General features: G+C 59.2%; 11 protein-coding genes. All 11 read left to right on the forward strand.

Annotated elements, in window-relative coordinates; all coding sequences use genetic code 11:
- The first annotated feature begins 328 nt into the window (after nt 1–328).
- The 11 genes from tssB to AC1ZV1_RS14060 all read left to right on the forward strand — a co-directional run bounded on the left by tssB (nt 329) and on the right by AC1ZV1_RS14060 (nt 16,589).
- Nucleotides 329–838 (forward strand): type VI secretion system contractile sheath small subunit, encoded by a 510-nt coding sequence (gene tssB / locus AC1ZV1_RS14010; RefSeq protein WP_484297270.1) that lies wholly within the window; start codon nt 329–331, stop codon nt 836–838.
- A gap of 11 nt (nt 839–849) precedes the next feature.
- Nucleotides 850–2,388 (forward strand): type VI secretion system contractile sheath large subunit, encoded by a 1,539-nt coding sequence (tssC, locus tag AC1ZV1_RS14015; protein WP_484297271.1) that lies wholly within the window; start codon nt 850–852, stop codon nt 2,386–2,388.
- Between the two features lie 21 nt (nt 2,389–2,409).
- On the forward strand, nt 2,410–3,762 hold the full coding sequence (gene tssK / locus AC1ZV1_RS14020) for a type VI secretion system baseplate subunit TssK (RefSeq protein ID WP_484297272.1): 1,353 nt from the start codon (nt 2,410–2,412) through the stop codon (nt 3,760–3,762).
- Nucleotides 3,763–3,782: 20 nt separating this feature from the next.
- Complete coding sequence (tssL, locus tag AC1ZV1_RS14025) at nt 3,783–4,430, forward strand: type VI secretion system protein TssL, short form (RefSeq protein ID WP_484297273.1); 648 nt, start codon at nt 3,783–3,785, stop codon at nt 4,428–4,430.
- A gap of 2 nt (nt 4,431–4,432) precedes the next feature.
- Nucleotides 4,433–6,184, forward strand: a complete 1,752-nt coding sequence (locus AC1ZV1_RS14030) for an OmpA family protein (protein ID WP_484297274.1) — start codon at nt 4,433–4,435, stop codon at nt 6,182–6,184.
- Nucleotides 6,185–6,197: 13 nt separating this feature from the next.
- Nucleotides 6,198–6,689 carry an Hcp family type VI secretion system effector gene (locus AC1ZV1_RS14035; protein WP_017519252.1) on the forward strand — a complete coding sequence of 164 codons (492 nt, stop codon included), beginning with the start codon at nt 6,198–6,200 and terminating at the stop codon, nt 6,687–6,689.
- Nucleotides 6,690–6,838: 149 nt separating this feature from the next.
- On the forward strand, nt 6,839–9,475 hold the full coding sequence (gene tssH / locus AC1ZV1_RS14040) for a type VI secretion system ATPase TssH (protein ID WP_484297275.1): 2,637 nt from the start codon (nt 6,839–6,841) through the stop codon (nt 9,473–9,475).
- Between the two features lie 2 nt (nt 9,476–9,477).
- Nucleotides 9,478–12,207, forward strand: coding sequence for a type VI secretion system Vgr family protein (locus AC1ZV1_RS14045; protein ID WP_484297276.1), 2,730 nt, complete (start codon nt 9,478–9,480; stop codon nt 12,205–12,207).
- A 3-nt stretch (nt 12,208–12,210) separates the two neighbouring features.
- Nucleotides 12,211–12,984: a hypothetical protein gene (locus tag AC1ZV1_RS14050; protein ID WP_484297277.1), complete on the forward strand. Its 774-nt coding sequence runs from the start codon at nt 12,211–12,213 to the stop codon at nt 12,982–12,984.
- 579 nt (nt 12,985–13,563) lie between these two features.
- Nucleotides 13,564–15,726 (forward strand): lipase family protein, encoded by a 2,163-nt coding sequence (locus AC1ZV1_RS14055; protein WP_484297278.1) that lies wholly within the window; start codon nt 13,564–13,566, stop codon nt 15,724–15,726.
- Nucleotides 15,723–16,589, forward strand: coding sequence for a hypothetical protein (locus AC1ZV1_RS14060; protein ID WP_484297279.1), 867 nt, complete (start codon nt 15,723–15,725; stop codon nt 16,587–16,589). The genes AC1ZV1_RS14055 and AC1ZV1_RS14060 overlap by 4 nt, the downstream gene beginning before the upstream one ends.
- Nucleotides 16,590–16,630: the final 41 nt, after the last annotated feature.

Here is a 16,630-nt window from a genome sequence, read left to right on the forward strand (position 1 = left end):
GGTATTTGAAAGGCTACTTCGCTGAAGGGATTCATGAGTAATACCTGTAAGGTGATTCCTAAAGGCTTTCTAATCTGATGATTGGGGTTGAAATAGTCTCCACTCGTGGCAGTCTTCGAGGGTTTTCGAGAAATTCTCTTGCAGATACGGCTGGGTCAAGAAGGACTGGATTTTCCAGATATTTCTTATGGAATGGCTAGGCGGGCTGTTGGATAGTCCAGTCGCTTGGAGCGGTTTGAGTTTCATATTCGTCGCGCGCATCGGCCGTCTAGAGGCTACGGTCGCGTTGCGTGCTTGCATTAACAAAGGGATTGTAAGGCAGGTAATCATGGCATCTGATAGTTTTCAGAATGAAGTTCCAAAGGCTCGCGTCAATATAAAGCTCGACCTGCACACCGGTGGGGCACAGAAGAAAGTAGAACTACCGCTGAAGCTCATGGTGTTGGGTGATTACAGCAACGGTCGTGAACTTCGTCCGCTGTCCGAGCGCAGCAAGGTCGATATCAATAAGAACAATTTCAATAATGTGCTGGCGGACTTTCAGCCCCGGCTGAAGATTGCTGTACCCAATACGATCGCCGACGATGGCTCCGATGCCAGTGTCGAATTGTCCTTCCGCCACATGAAGGACTTCGAGCCCGAGCAGGTGGCCCGTCAACTCCCCGAACTTCGTGCCTTGCTAGCCATGCGCAATCTGCTGCGCGACCTCAAGTCGAACCTGCTGGACAACGTCACCTTCCGTCGCGAGCTGGAGCGAATCCTCAAGGATGACGCCCTGAGCAGCGAACTGCGCGCCGAACTCGCCGCGCTTGCCCCGCACGATGAAGCCCAGCATTAAGGAGAGATGACATGTCCGCAGAAGGAAATACGGCAGTAGCGTCGGGCAGCACCGTGCTGACCCATGAGGGGCAGGGCGTCTATACCACCCTGTTCGACAAGATCAACCTGAGCCCGGTGTCGTCGCTGACCGATATCGAGATCTACCAGAGCACCGATGCACTGTCGGATGTTTCTGCCGACGAGCGTGTCACCGCCGCCGTCAGCGTCTTCCTCGACCTGCTCAAACGCTCTTCGCAGAAGGTCGAGCGGCTCGACAAGACCCTGCTCGACGAGCACATCGCCCAGCTGGACGAGCAGATCAGCCGGCAGCTCGATGCGATCATGCACCACCCGGACTTCCAGCGCGTCGAGTCCACCTGGCGCGGGGTCAAGTCGCTGATCGACCAGACCGACTTCCGCCAGAACGTGCGCATCGAACTGTTGGATATCAGCAAGGACCACCTGGTGCAGGACTTCGAGGACGCACCGGAAATCGCCCAGAGCGGCCTGTACGTCCACACCTACACCCAAGAATACGACACTCCCGGTGGCGAGCCGATTGCCGCGGCGATTTCCAACTACGAGTTCGATCGCGGTCCGCAGGATATCGCCCTGCTTCGCAGCATTTCCAAGGTCGCCGCCGCGGCCCACATGCCGTTCATTGGCTCGGTGGGGCCGGCGTTCTTCGGCAAGGAAACGATGGAGGAGGTGGCTGCGATCAAGGACATCGGCAACTATTTCGATCGCGCCGAATACCTCAAGTGGAAGTCCTTCCGCGACTCCGATGACTCCCGCTACATCGGCCTGACCATGCCGCGGGTGCTCGGCCGCTTGCCCTACGGCCCGGATACCATCCCGGTGCGCAGCTTCAACTACGTCGAGAGCGTCAAGGGCCCGGACCACGACAAATACCTATGGACCAACGCCACCTTCGCCTTCGCCGCCAACATGGTGAAGAGCTTCATCAACAACGGCTGGTGCGTGCAGATACGCGGACCGCAGGCGGGTGGAGCGGTCACCGACCTGCCGATCCACCTGTATGACCTGGGCACCGGCAACCAGGTGAAGATTCCCTCGGAAGTGATGATCCCGGAAACCCGTGAGTTCGAGTTCGCCAACCTCGGTTTCATCCCGCTGTCGTACTACAAGAACCGCGACTATGCCTGCTTCTTCTCCGCCAACAGCGCGCAGAAGCCGGCACTGTACGAGACCGCCGATGCCACCGCGAACAGCCGTATCAACGCGCGCTTGCCGTACATCTTCCTGCTCTCGCGCATTGCACACTACCTCAAGCTGATCCAGCGCGAAAACATAGGCACCACCAAGGACCGCCGCGTCCTCGAACTGGAGCTGAACAACTGGATTCGCGGCCTGGTCACCGAGATGACCGATCCCAGCGATGATCTGCAGGCTTCGCACCCGCTGCGCGACGCCAAGGTGACGGTGGAGGACATCGACGACAACCCGGGCTTCTTCCGCGTGAAGCTCTACGCCGTCCCGCATTTCCAGGTGGAAGGCATGGACGTCAACCTGTCCCTGGTCTCGCAGATGCCTAAGGCGAAAGCCTAAGCGTCGTCACGGAAGACACTCATGAAGATCGACCGCCCCTTATGGGCTGCCGGGGCTCTGCTGTCCCCGCAGCAATTCCAGCAACAGGCACGCTGGGAGGCCTGGACCAACGAATGCGTGGCACGCATGTCGGTGGTCCACCCCTGGGGGGTGCAGGTTGCACAGTTCGACCATGACGCACTGCGGCTGGGCAAGCTCAAGGCTGCCCGGCTGCGGGTGCGGCTCGCGGATGGCACGCTGATCGACAGCGACATGGCCGACCGCCTGCCGCCGGCGCTGGATCTTGAGCGTCTCCCTGAACAGGAAATGGTCGCTACCTTACTGCTGGCGTTGCCCCTGGAGCACGCCAATGGTGGCAACTGCCAGATGAGCGAGGGCAATCCCGCCCAGCCGGTCCGCTATCGTCAGGATTGGCGGCAGGTGCAGGATCTCTACGGCGATGACGCCGAGTCCATGGCTGCATTGGAGCACCTGCTGTCGTTGCGCCTGGACGGCGACGAGAACGCCGAGTACCTCACCTGCCCGGTGGCGCGAGTGCTGCGTGATGCGCAAGGCGTTTGGGTGCTGGACTCGCAGTTCGTCCCGCCGCTGCTCAGTTTCGACGCCCATCCGCCTCTCCTGGAGCAGCTGGACAACCTGATGACGCAGCTGTCCGCCAAACGCACCCGCCTGATGGGCATGCGCCGCGAAAGCAACGAGCGCATGGCCGACTTCGCCGTGGCGGATGTGTCGCTGTTCTGGCTGCTCAATGCGTTGAACACCTATCAGCCAGTCCTGGCCGACCTGCTGGCACATCCGGGGCAGCATCCACAGCAGGTCTACCGGGAGCTGGCCAAGCTGGCGGGCAGCCTGATGACCTTCTCGCTGGAGCACGACATTGCAGCCATTCCCGGCTACCGACACGAGCGGCTGGAAGAGGTGTTCCCGCCGCTATTCCGGCTGATCTCATCGTTGCTGGAGGCCAGTTTGCCGTCCCGTGTCGTTGCCCTGGAGCTGGAGCATCCCACCGCTCAGCGCTGGCAGGCGAAGTTGCACGACGGTCGTCTGCGCGAAGCTGGAGGGGTGGACTTCTACCTGTCGGTGCGCTCCAGCCTACCCGCCGCCCAGGTCCAGAGCCAGTTTCCGAAGTTGTGCAAGGTTGGTGCGCCGGATGACGTGGACCACCTGGTTAGCGTTGCGCTCGATGGTGTCCCATTGCTGCCACTCAGTCACGTACCCGCGGCGATTCCGATGCGCCTGGGCAACCAGTACTTCGCGCTCGACCTGGCCCATCCCAAGGCCCGTGCGATGCAGGAGTCCGGCAGCTGTGCCCTGTATGTTCCCGGCACGCTCGGGGACGTCGAACTGGACCTGTTCGCGGTGCTGCGCTCATGACGAAAGCGACTGGAAAAACCATGGAAGTGGACATCGACGCGCTGCTGCAGGACAGCTACCTGCTGGTCGTGGAGTTGCGCCAGAGCGCTGCGCCGAAGAGTGGCGCCGAGCTCTGGAATCATTGCGCGGCACAGGTGGAAGAAACTCGCAACAGACTGATCGAAGCAGGGATGAGCCAGCGTACGATCAACCAGATCTGTTATGCGCAATGTGCATTGCTGGATGAAACGGTGATGCGCAATGCACAGCCGGCGACCCGCGACTACTGGACGGCCACGCCCCTGCAGGCGCATTTCTTCAATCGCCACCAGGCGGGCGAGCAGCTGTACGAAGACATGCGCGAAGTCTTGTCCGAGCCGGCCCCGGATCACCGTGTGCTGACCTGCTACCAGCGCGTGCTGATGCTGGGTTTCCTTGGCCGGTACGAGACAGAAAGTGATCCTGAGCGCGAGCGTCTGCTGACGGCATTGAGCGAGCAGGTCGAGCCGTTCGGAGCGAGCTCCGGGGCTCCCCTGCTGGTGCGCGCTGGTGGTGGAAGCCTGCGGCGCTGGCTGTCCACGCCATGGTTGCATGTAGCGGTGGCGGTGGTTCTGCTGGTGGGGCTGTGGCTGGTGTTGCACCGGGTACTGGGCGACACGGTTGCCGCCCTGCTGCCCGGGCAGGTGTAAGCATGTCGCTGCAGCTCAACTGGACGCGCGGCTTGTGGCTTTGGGCCGGACTACTGGGCCTTGCCCTGGCGTGCGCGGTAATACCGCTGCCCTTGGCTGGGCGACTATGGCTGGTGCTGGCGATCCTGGTCGTCGTCGGCCTGGGCTGGATAGTCGCCGGCCGGCGTGACAAGGCGCGGAGCTCGCTGCTCCTGGCCAAGGGTTGCAGCTTGCCGTCGGCAGAGTTTGCATTGCCGGTTGTAGCGGTCTGCGGTGATGACTTAGCCATGCTGTTCGGCGATGCCGCCGAGGATCGGCTGGTCCTGCGCGTCACTGCGCAAGGCTGCTACCTGCGGGTGACGAGTGTCGATCAATTGGCCTCGGTCATCGACCAGGTGCTGGCAAACCGTCCGCACTGGAGCGGGCAGATCGGCGTGTTCCATGTGGTCAATCCTGCCGCCCAGCAGGACCCGGCAATCCTCGCCGGAAACCTCCAGGGTTTCCGCCAGCAAATGGCGCGCTTGCGCCGTGGCGGCCTAGCGTTGCCGGTCGTGCTGGGATCCTATCTGCAGTCGGCGCAAGGCGACGGCTCCTGGTTCATCAGGGGCTGCGAGTCCGAGGCACTGACGGTCGACGATGGCTCGGGCAGCGTGGATGCAGCACGATGGCAGGCGCTTCCCGCCGACCTGGTTACCCGGTCAGCACGCCTGGGCGCCCATATCGAGGCGCAGAGTCTGGCGCGTTGGGTGACCCGCGCGGTGCTTCCCCATCTCACTTCGCGCGAAGGGCGCGAGACGCCGTGCTCCCCAATCGCTTGCGCACAGATGCTTACCGCCGGTGGCCCGTCGCTGCGCACCGATAGTCTCTGGTCGGACTGGTTGCTTGAGCGCACTGCGCTGCAGGCGTCTGGGCGAGAGGCCGGTCATGAGCCGTTGCCATTCCCCGATCCGTTGCTGCCACGCCTTCCCCGCAGACCCGGAGTCACACCGGCACGGCGGACAACGCTGCGTGCGCTCTGGCTGTTCGTTCTCGCTGCGGCTATCGGCTTGGGCAGCTCCGCGTGGCAGAACGTCCTGCTGGTGCGCCAGTTGAGCGATGACCTGTTGCGTTTCCAGGCAATCGCCGAGCCGACCTCTCCGGATCAGCTGGAACACCGGCAGCGCGAGCAGGCCATCGTGGTGCTCCGCAACGACGCGGCCCGACTGGATCGCTACTACCGCGAAGGCGAGCCCCTGCCGCTCGGCCTCGGCCTGTATGCCGCCGAGCGGATTCGTCGTCCGCTGCTGGCTGCCATCGCCGCCTACCGCCCGCCCATGTCGGTCGTGCAGGCCACGATGAAAATTCCCGATCCGGTCCGACTGGACAGCCTCTCGCTGTTCGGCAGCGGCAGCGCCCAGCTCAAGCCGGGCTCGACAAAGGTGTTGGTCAATGCACTGGTGGGCATCAAGGCCCAGCCGGGTTGGCTGATCGTCGTCGCTGGGCACACCGATTCCACCGGCGACGAAGCACGCAACCTGGTGCTATCGCGGGATCGCGCAGCCGCCGTGCGCGACTGGATGCAGCAGATGGGCGACCTGCCCGACAGCTGCTTCGCGGTACAGGGCCATGGCGCCGCGCAACCCATCGCCAGCAATGACACACCGGCGGGCCGAGCGGCCAACCGCCGGGTCGATATCCGTCTGGTGCCGGAAACGGGAGCCTGCGCGGTCCCGGCCCAGGCACCGGAAGGACAACCCCAGTCGCCTCGTTACCAGGCGACGCTCTCATCCCAATAGAAGGAACTTCCCCATGGCAATTCCCGTTTACCTGTGGCTGAAAGATGACGGTGGTGCGGACATCAAGGGTTCGGTCAATGTCCAGAGCCGTGAAGGCAGCGTCGAGGTCGTAGCCCAGGATCACAGCCTGTATATCCCGACCGACAACAACACAGGCAAGCTGACTGGCACCCGCATCCACACGCCGTTCAAGTTCACCAAGGAAATCGACGCGTCCAGCCCGTACTTCTACAAGGCGGTGAGCTCTGGCCAGACCCTCAAGAGCGCCGAGTTCAAGTGGTACCGCATCGATGACGCGGGCCAGGAGGTCGAGTACTTCAACACCCTCCTGGAGAACGTCAAGGTCGTGAAAGTCGCACCGAAGATGCACGACATCAAGGACCCCTCCAAGGAGAAGCACAACCACCTCGAAGAAGTGGAGCTGCGCTACGAGAAGATCACCTGGACCTACAAGGACGGCAACATCATCCATGCCGACGCCTGGAACGAACGTCAGACCGCCTGACGCCGTCTGGTCGGCAGTCGAGCCAGCTCGACTGCCGTGATCAGGCTGGCCACCGGGAAGTCGGTGGCCAGCCGCTTCTCTGAGTCATCACCGGTGACTTGCTTCTGCCGCCACCCGGCAGGGCCGCCGGTTCTTGCAAGGAACGCATCATGGGACAGCAGTCCGCCCACCTGCTTCGCCGCCTCAACCCCTATTGCGCCCAGGCACTGAGCGCTGCCGCCTCGCTCTGTCAGACCCGCGCCCACCCGGCCATCGACATCGAGCACTGGCTGCTCAAGCTGCTGGAACAGGGCGAGGGCGACCTGACCCTGATCGCGCGGCGCTATGAATGGGACCTGGACGCCATCTGGCAAGGCCTGCTGGACCACCTCGACAACCTGCCGCGCCACGTGCGGAGCAAGCCGCAGCTGGCGGCCAACCTGCAGCAACTGGTCAAGAACGCCTGGCTGCGCGCCTCGCTGAATGACGACAACCAGCACCTGCGCTCGATCCACCTGCTAGGCGCGCTGATCGAGATCCCGGCGCTGCTGGAGTGCGAAGCCGCCTGGCCGTTGCTCAGCCTCAGCGAAGTACAGCTGGAGCGCCTGCTGCCCTGGCTGGACGAGCAGTCGGAAGAGCGCCCGCAACAACAGCAAGAGGTGGCCCTGGCCGAGTCGCCGCGTACCGAACTCGCTGCGCCGAAGGACAAGGAGGACGCACTGCTCGCCGTCCTCGACAAGTTCACCCAGGACGTCACCGCCAAGGCACGAGAAGGGCGTATCGACCCCGTCTACGGTCGCGACAACGAAATCCGCCAGGTGATCGACATCCTCGGTCGTCGACGCAAGAACAACCCGATACTGGTCGGCGAGCCCGGCGTGGGCAAGACCGCGCTGGTCGAGGGCCTGGCCCTGCGCATCGCCGAAGGCAACGTGCCGGAAAGCCTGAAACCGGTCAGCGTCCGCACACTCGACCTGGGACTGCTGCAGGCCGGTGCCGGCGTAAAGGGCGAGTTTGAACAGCGCCTGAAGAACGTCATAGACGCCGTCCAGCAATCACCCACGCCGATCCTGCTGTTCATCGACGAAGCCCATACCCTGATCGGTGCCGGCAACCAAGCCGGCGGCGCCGACGCCGCCAACCTGCTCAAGCCCGCGTTGGCTCGTGGCGAACTGCGCACCATCGCCGCCACCACCTGGTCCGAATATAAGCAGTACTTCGAGCGTGATGCCGCCCTCGAGCGTCGCTTCCAGATGGTCAAGGTCGACGAGCCCGACGACACCAATGCCTGCCTCATGCTGCGTGGCCTGAAGGCCCGTTATGCCAGCCACCACGGCGTGCACATCCAGGACGCCGCCGTGCAGGCCGCCGTTACCCTGTCGCGCCGCTACCTCACCGGCCGCCAACTGCCGGACAAGGCCGTCGACCTGCTCGACACCGCCAGCGCCCGTGTCCGTATGAGCCTGGACTGCGAGCCGCAGCCGCTGGTGCAACTCAAGGCGGAACAGCAAGCGCTGCTGCTCGAACGCCAGGCCCTTGAAGAGGACGCCCAACTAAGCGGCACTCTGGCCGCCGAGCGCCTGACGGCCATCAGCACTCGCGAGCTGGAGTTACAGGATCAACTCCTCCAGCAACAAAACCAGTACCAGCAGGAACTCGCCCTGACTCGCGAGTTACTGGAGGCCCGCAGCAGCGCCCCCCAGGCGAGCGCCGACCTGCAGCAACAACTGAAGACCCTGCAGGGCGATCACCCACTGCTGTCGCTGGACGTCGACGCCCGCTGCGTCGCTGAAGTGATCGCCGACTGGACCGGCGTCCCCCTGGGCAGCCTGCTCAAGGACGAACAGACCAACCTACTCGAACTGGAGCAGCAACTCGGCCAGCGGGTCATTGGCCAGGACAGCGCCCTGGCCGACATGGCGCAACGCCTGCGCGCCGCCAAGACCGGCCTCACCTCCGAAAACGCCCCGCTGGGTGTCTTCCTGCTGGTAGGCACCAGCGGCGTGGGCAAGACCGAAACCGCTCTGGCCCTGGCTGATTGCCTGTTCGGTGGTGAGAAGTCCCTGGTCACCATCAATCTCTCCGAATACCAGGAAGCCCACACTGTCAGTCAGCTCAAGGGCTCGCCGCCCGGCTACGTCGGCTATGGCCAGGGTGGCGTGCTGACCGAAGCGGTCCGCCAGCGCCCCTACAGCGTGGTTCTGCTGGATGAGGTGGAAAAGGCCCACCGTGATGTACTTGACCTGTTCTACCAGGTATTCGATCGCGGCTTCATGCGCGATGGGGAAGGGCGGGAGATCGACTTCCGCAACACCGTCATCCTGATGACCTCGAACCTGGGCAGTGACCGCTTGCAGGCCCTGCTGGAAGAACGCCCTGAAGCCACCGACAGCGACCTGCAGGAACCGCTGCGCCCGATGCTGCGCGATCACTTCCAGCCCGCGCTGCTCGCGCGCTTCCAGACGCTGATCTACAGGCCGCTGGATGCTGCTGCGCTGGGTCGCATCGTCGCCATCAAGCTCGGCCAGGTCGCCAAGCGCCTGCAGCGCCACTACGGCATTGCCTGCCACATAGACGACGGCCTCAACCAGGCACTGGTAGACGCCTGCCTGCTGCCCGACAGCGGCGCCCGCAACATCGACAGCCTGCTCAACCAGCAAATCCTGCCGGTGCTCAGCCAGCAACTGCTGCAGCGCCAAGCCAGCCAGCGCAAAGCCAAAGCCGTCACGCTCGGCTACAGCGCTGATGACGGTATCGCCCTGGAATTCAGCGAAGAGCCGTCGGCTCTTGAAAGCGCGGAGGTCTGACCATGCTCAACGAGATACGTACTTTCTTCGATCATTCCCGGCACACCGTCACGGTGGATGGCCAGAGCGCCTTGCTGGATGTGCTCGCATTTTCCGGCACCGAAGCACTCAGCGAAACCTTCTGCTACGCCATCGAGGTGACCAGCCCCAACCTCGACATCGCTGCCGATACGATGCTCGGCAAGGACGCCACCTTCAGCCTGCGCGCCGCGCCGCCCTCGGTGACCATCCGCGGCTTCACACCGCCTCCGGTGGCGCCGCTGCGTACCCTACATGGCGTCATCACCCGCTTCAAAAGACTCTCCTCATCCCGCGACGAGGCGCGCTATGAGCTGACGCTCGAGCCGCGCCTGGCCCTGCTCGATAAAGGCTGCCAGTACCGCATCTACCAGAATCAAAGTGTGCCCGAGGTGGTGGAAATCATCCTGCGGCGGCATGGCATGCGTGGGCAAGATTTCCTGATCGACCTAGGTCGAACCTACAAGCAGCACGAGCAACTACTGCAATATGGAGAGAGCGATTTAGCGTACGTAAAAAGGCTCTGCGCGGAACGAGGAATCTGGTTTTCCTTCAGCATGGACGCGCGATTGAAAATCGACGTGGTCGAGTTCAAGGACTCGCCCATGCACTACGAGCGCGACATCACCTTGCCGCTACGCCCGCTGAGCGGGCTGGAAGCCACCGGGCAGGATGCCGTGTGGGGCCTGCAGGCCGACCACCAGGTCATCCAGCAACTGGTCAGCACCCGCGCCTACTACTCGCGCGACGCTGGCGCCAACCTCGACGGTCAGGCTGACCTTACCCGCGGCGCCACCACCACTTACGGCGAGGCCTACCACTACGCCGACGAGCACTACCAGATCCTCGGCGATCCCCTGGCACGTGGCGATGAAGAAGGCCATGCCGAAAGCGGCGTGTTTTACGCGCAGCTGGCTCACGAGCGCTACCTGAACGACCAGCTCCGCCTCGACGGTGCGAGCAGCAGTGCGGCCCTGGCCCCCGGCCACGTGCTCAAGGTCGAAGGCGGCGCACCCGCCGCGTTCACCGAAGGCGCGCTGATCGTCCGCACCCACTGCACTGCCGCTCGCGATCGCAGTTTCGAAGTCCACTTCGAAGCCATCCCCGACGGCAACATCGCCTTCCGCCCGCCGGTACCGGCCAAGCCGCGTATCGCCGGCACCGTCCCAGCGCGGGTCACCAGCCCGCAGCAGAACGACCCGTACAGCAACATCGATGGAGAAGGCAGGTACCGAGTTAACTTCCTGTTCGATAGGGACACGTGGCCCGCCGGCCGCGAAAGCATGTGGCTGCGCCTGGCACGGCCCTACGCCGGAGACACCCATGGCCTGCACCTGCCCCTGCTGGCCGGTACCGAAGTCGCCGTGGCCTTCGAGCAGGGCGACCCGGATCGGCCGTTCATTGCCCATGCCCTTCATACGAATCTCCAGCCTGACCACGTGACCATAAGAAATCACAAGCGGAATGTGCTGAGAACGCCGGCGAACAACAAGCTTCGCATGGACGATACGCGCGGCAAAGAGCACATCAAGCTTTCCACCGAGTACAGCGGCAAAAGCCAGCTCAACCTTGGCCACCTGGTGGATGCGCAAAGAGAACAGCGCGGCGAAGGATTTGAGTTGAGAACCGATGATTGGGGATCGGTTCGCGCGGGTAAGGGCGTGTTCATCAGCGCTGATGAACAACAAAAGGCCCAGGCCGAAGTTCTGCAGATGGATGCTGCCATTGAGCAGTTGGATAGTGCTCTTTCTCTGGCGCGCTCCATGCGCGCGGCTGCATTAGGCGCCCAAGTGAAACCAGGCGACCTCGACAGCCAGATTCGGCTGAACAAGGCCCTCAATACCCTGGCCAAACCCGGCGTACTGGTGCACGCCCCCGAGGGCGTAGGCATCCTCAGCCCCGAAACGATCTGCATCTCTTCCGGTGGCGAGAGTGTGGGAGTCATGGCTGGTCGAAACCTTGACCTCAGCTCTGGTCGGGACTTCACGGCGGTGGCTGAGGATTCTGTCAGCATCCTGGCGCAGTCAGCGGGCATGCAACTCAAAGCAGCCCACGGCAAGGTCGAGTTGCATGCCCAAGATGGTGACCTGCATGCTCTGGCCAGCAATGAGGTCAAGGTCGAGAGCACGGGCGGTCGAGTAGAGATAACAGCTCCGCAAGAGATAGTGCTGCACTGTGCCGGCGCCTACATTCGCATCAAGGGTGGAGATATCGAACTCGGCGCGCCCGGCAATATTTATCTGAAAGCTGCCAATGTGCAGAAGCTCGGCAGTACAAGACTAAATATTCCACCTACGCCTCTGCCGGGAGGGTATAGCGCACGCTACACGTTAAAGGAAGGAGCGGCGCCTATGACTTTCACGAGTTATCGGGTTACGACAGCGGCCGGAGAAGTATTTAACGGCGTCACGGACAGGGACGGTAAGACCATGCCTCTCCATACTTTAACACCAGATAATTTGAAGATTGACTTCCCTGAGTCCGAAAGGTGGATCGGCTTTACTGGTCCATCTGATATGAGCTACGAGGGTATTCGTTGCACCGCAACAATGGATGATGGCGCAAAGCTGGAGGGGGTTTTTGAAGCTGATAACTCCGTGCGCTTTAACTCGATCAGTGGGAATGCCTGTGTAAACCTAGAGTTGGAAAACCTTGATCAGCCCGAAGAACTGCCAAGCATGGCTGTTGCAATTCTCAAGCGTTACGGAGCTTAAGGAATGGATTCATTCTATCGCTATTATCTGGCAGAAAAAATGCATCCTGCTGACGACGACGCGCTTGAACGGGCTCTCAGCCTATACGAAGGAGCGGCATTAAAGTTCTCTTCCGATTTTATCAGTGATGCCAAGCAGCGGGAAAATTATAACCGAAACGTTAAGAGGATGAAGGAATTAGTGCTCGAAGAGGTCAGGTCTAAAAGAACCACTGTAAAAGATGCGGCCGAATATTGTAGTGAAATGCGAAATAAGATTATGGCCGAAATTCGAGCAAAGACTTCGGTGCATGGCCTGGCCATTGCTGAGCAAGAAAAGAGAATCCCTAAAACTCTTGAGCAGCTGCTTGATAAATATGCCGTTGAAAAATTTGGCAAGAAGTTCCTGGAGCTTAGTGAGCAGCAAAGAAATGCGGTTCATTACGAAATAATAGAGGCTTCTGCAAGGCCTCAAACGAAATTCAACACCCTTAATAAAAATTTGAGGATTGCCGGCAAGGTAATGATTGTCGTAACAATTGCCTACGCCGCTTATGAAATTGCCAATGCAGACAACAAAGCCAAGGAAACCATAAAACAAGGCGCTGCCATTGGTGGCGGGATCGCTGGAACTGCATTAGCTGGATTGGCTGTTAGTACCGTGTGTGGGCCAGGGGCTCCGGTTTGCGCTATTGCGTTACTAATTGCTGGTGGAATGGCAGGTGGTTTGTTGGCTTCAAGGACGGCGGATTACTTTGATGAAGAGCTAGAGGAATTTACAAAGTGGTCCGTGAGTTAAAAATTATTCCATTGGCGTTAATGGCTGATGGAAAATAAAAATGATGCAGGTAATTTAAATTGAGCCTCACGATTGCCGCCCTATTTGCTCCATTCATTATTTTAATTTTCCCTTTTGCTCTGGTTGCATATATGGCGAAAGTGGACATGGAAGAGATCGATAAAGCCTTCAGGCAAAGCAGGGTTGTTCACTCCTATTTGGAGGGATGGCGCGGCGGATCAATTCCAAGTCGCTGCACCCTGCTTCTGATTGTTATCGGAGCAATTGTCTGGCCAAAAGTTCATGTTTCCAGAGGCGATCTATTGCCGGAAGAACTCCACAACCTCCCAAGAGGCATTTTGCTCCGTATGCGATGGGTAGCGGGACTTATATGTCTCAGTTGCACGTGGCTTGTTGCGTTATTTGTCTGGGGTAAGTATTTCAAATAGAGCGTGATCTGTATTGCCATCGGATGGTGGAGGATAAACATGGGGGCGTGAGATTTAATGAAAAGAACCGGCGAAAGTGAAATTTCTCAAGCTGGCCAAAGCGGTCGGCAAGGGCGCAACTCTTATCTAGTCCTTTCATGGATGATTGATCATGTCCGATAGAAATCACCGTACCGACACGCTGTGCCCTATAAAAGACGTCCAAGTGGGTAAGCAAATCAAGCACTGGCTTGAACTGCAGCTGATAGACGAGCGCGGTGACCCGCTGCCTAATCTTCCCTACAGAGCAATCAATGACGCCGTGCGCTGCGGAGAGATTGCAGAGTTCACAGGAACCAGTGACGCGACGGGTGTAATTCGGCTGGATGGTTTAAAGACGATTCCGGTCACGCTATGGCTAGATGCCGACCCTCTGGCAGAAGCGCTGAAAACCCGCAGGCTACGAGCAGAACGGGCCGAAACGCCGGTGGAGAAGGTCCACGCCTATACCTATGAGCCATCACCACCGGGGTTCTCGCCGCGCGAGAAAGAAGCACGGGCAGCGGGGAACCTGTACCACTACGTGCGTATTGGGCAACTGAGCGACCGGTTGCCAACGCTTGATCCGCCTTTGGCTGACCCGGAAAAATTACCCGGCTTTCATTTCCCGGACCCGGACTTCCAAGGTTTTACCGTCCCGGCCGTGCAACTGGATCGCCGCCATGTACTGGAAGTCTGCCCCTTCCGCGCCTGGCAACTGGTGCTGCATCACCAGCCCGAGTACAGCATGGTCAATGGCTATAACCTGGGGGTGATGGCTAGCCTGACCTACTCGACAGTCGTACACGACAAGCTCGAGAAAGGGATGGAGGTAGATCCTGACGTGGAGTTCGGTTCGGTGGAGGAGTTCTTCTTTCGCCAATGCCTGGACCTATCCCGCACTCCAATGATGCTTGACTCCAAGGGGCAACAGTTACCTGCTGTGGTAATGGATGTCCCCTTCGATGAGCGTTACACAACAGCCGTAATGCTGGACACACTCGATGCCAAGCCACCGTTGGATGACCCAGCTACCCCCTTCACCATCATTGAAAACACCCAACTCTTTTACTTCAGTAATAAATCGCAAATGGTGGTGGCTTGGCGTGGCACCCAAGAGCCCATCGACTGGTTGACGGACTTCCAATACCGACCAAGGCTGCCTGATGGGACCGACTGTGATGTAAAGCGAGCGGCGAATCAGTGCACTTTCCTGACTTCAGCAGGTAGTGTTCATGATGGTTTTTTGCAGGCATTTGAGATTGCAAAGAAGCTGTTCTCTAGACAATTCAAAGCACTAACGCAAAGGATGATCGCTTTTGATCAGAATTTATTCATTTGCGGCCATAGCCTAGGCGGTGCATTGGCATTGATTCATTCGGCTGAATTAAGAAATGCAAATCCTGTGCTGTATACATACGGCATGCCTCGTGTTTTTACACAAAAGGCGGTGGAAAGTCTGAGTGATATTACACATTATCGCCATGTAAATGACTGCGACATGGTCACCAGCGTGCCACCTGAAGCTGAGCTGGATAACTTCCTGTACAAGTCATTCGGTCCTTTAGGACCGATACTTGGCTACGTCTGGTCAGTGCCTCAATTGCTGGCCAGCAAGCTCATAGGCTTCGGCGACCCCTATTGGCATCACGGCAATATCGTCATGCACTACCAGGCCGACCAACACATTTTGGAGCAGGCACCAGGCTCCGATTATCCAGCGTATAGAAGCAAGGATGGCCTTGGCGCTCCCTATTACAACAAGATCCGTAGACGCTTGCCCGCGAGGGCGTTTCTCTATCTGGTGCCAAGTCTGGATGCTGCCGAAAGCCGCTATGCCGGTGAAGAGCAGAAGGCGCTGATGAAGACGCTATCGAAGGAGAGCATGCAGCGCTATTTCCCTCCGCATACCAACCCTGATCGCGGCGCCCCCAGCGCGGAGGATCATAAGATGGTCATTTCGTATATGCCCTTCCTCCACAATCAACTTTTGGAGTTGGCCGATCCTGCCCGGCCCTTGGAGAGAAAGGCGCAACGCGATCGCTTCGAACAGCAGATGACCCACAAGGATATTCCTGAAGCGGAAAAGTTGCGTAACAAGCACTTTCTGACTTTGCAGAAGCTTATGACCATGACGTTGCCGATGACTCGAGAAATGGACGGTGGCCCCGAAGCGGTTGAACGCTTCTGCCGTGAGCAGGAGGCGGGGTTGCCAGTCGAGATCATGCGAGCGAAGCCTTATGGCCAAGTGCAGAAATCGGCTGAAACTGACAAACAAGTGGAGCTGATACCATGAGCAAAAGCTTGGATCAAGCATGCTACCGTCTTTGCGGAGCGAACTTTCATTCAAATATTACTCGCTCTCGACAAACTAGCGTCCCCCTGAGCCGCCGCTTTGTCATGCCAACAACTGTAAGCGCGATGCTGCTCTTGTTTAGCCTAGGGGGTTGCGCACAGACCATCAGCACTGACTTTTCACCGCCGCCTGGCGGGGAGTCCGTCAGTGTGACAGTGAAAGTCCCCAAAGACCTCGCCGCAAGTACGATGCGTGTAATGTATCGCTCGGCAAAGTGCCCCATCTCTCGTTCTGATGGAGACGGTAATCGTTACGAGATACAGGGGGGCCATGCTATCGAGGTCGAGCCTCAGCGCCAGGGACAAAGCGATCTCTACGAGGCTCGTTTAGCTCGAGATGGTGGTGGTACTTGTCAATGGAAGCTAAGTAATGTGACCTTTGGGGTTCACTATGAAAATACAGCACGGTTTGGAACGGGATTAAAGTATGGCTGGGGTGGGGAGGTTATTGTTGCTTTTGATAAAAACCTTCCTCAGCAAACAAGCATGTATGGCTTGAAAAATGTCGATGGCGACGTATCCATTAGGCCAGATTATTATCCGTGGGTGGTTGAAACATTTATTGGTGAGCACGAGAAGACCATTACCCTTCTAGGGAGGCAGGATTTTCTTTCATATCGAGCGCTCACTGCTAAAAAGGTATTATTTGAACCGATTTTTCATTCAAAAATGGTTGTTCAAACCATTGGTGTTAAAGCTATGGGGAAAGGCGAAAAGGCAGAGAATATCTATCCCGATGGCACTAGGGAGTTCTCTAACTCCAACCCAAATATAGAGCGACTTAAGAACATGATCGTTAGGTAAGGGGGCGATAACTCCATATGTGGCGTAGATGGAGTTAAAAC

It is taken from the genome of Pseudomonas sp. BB438, assembly GCF_057180225.1.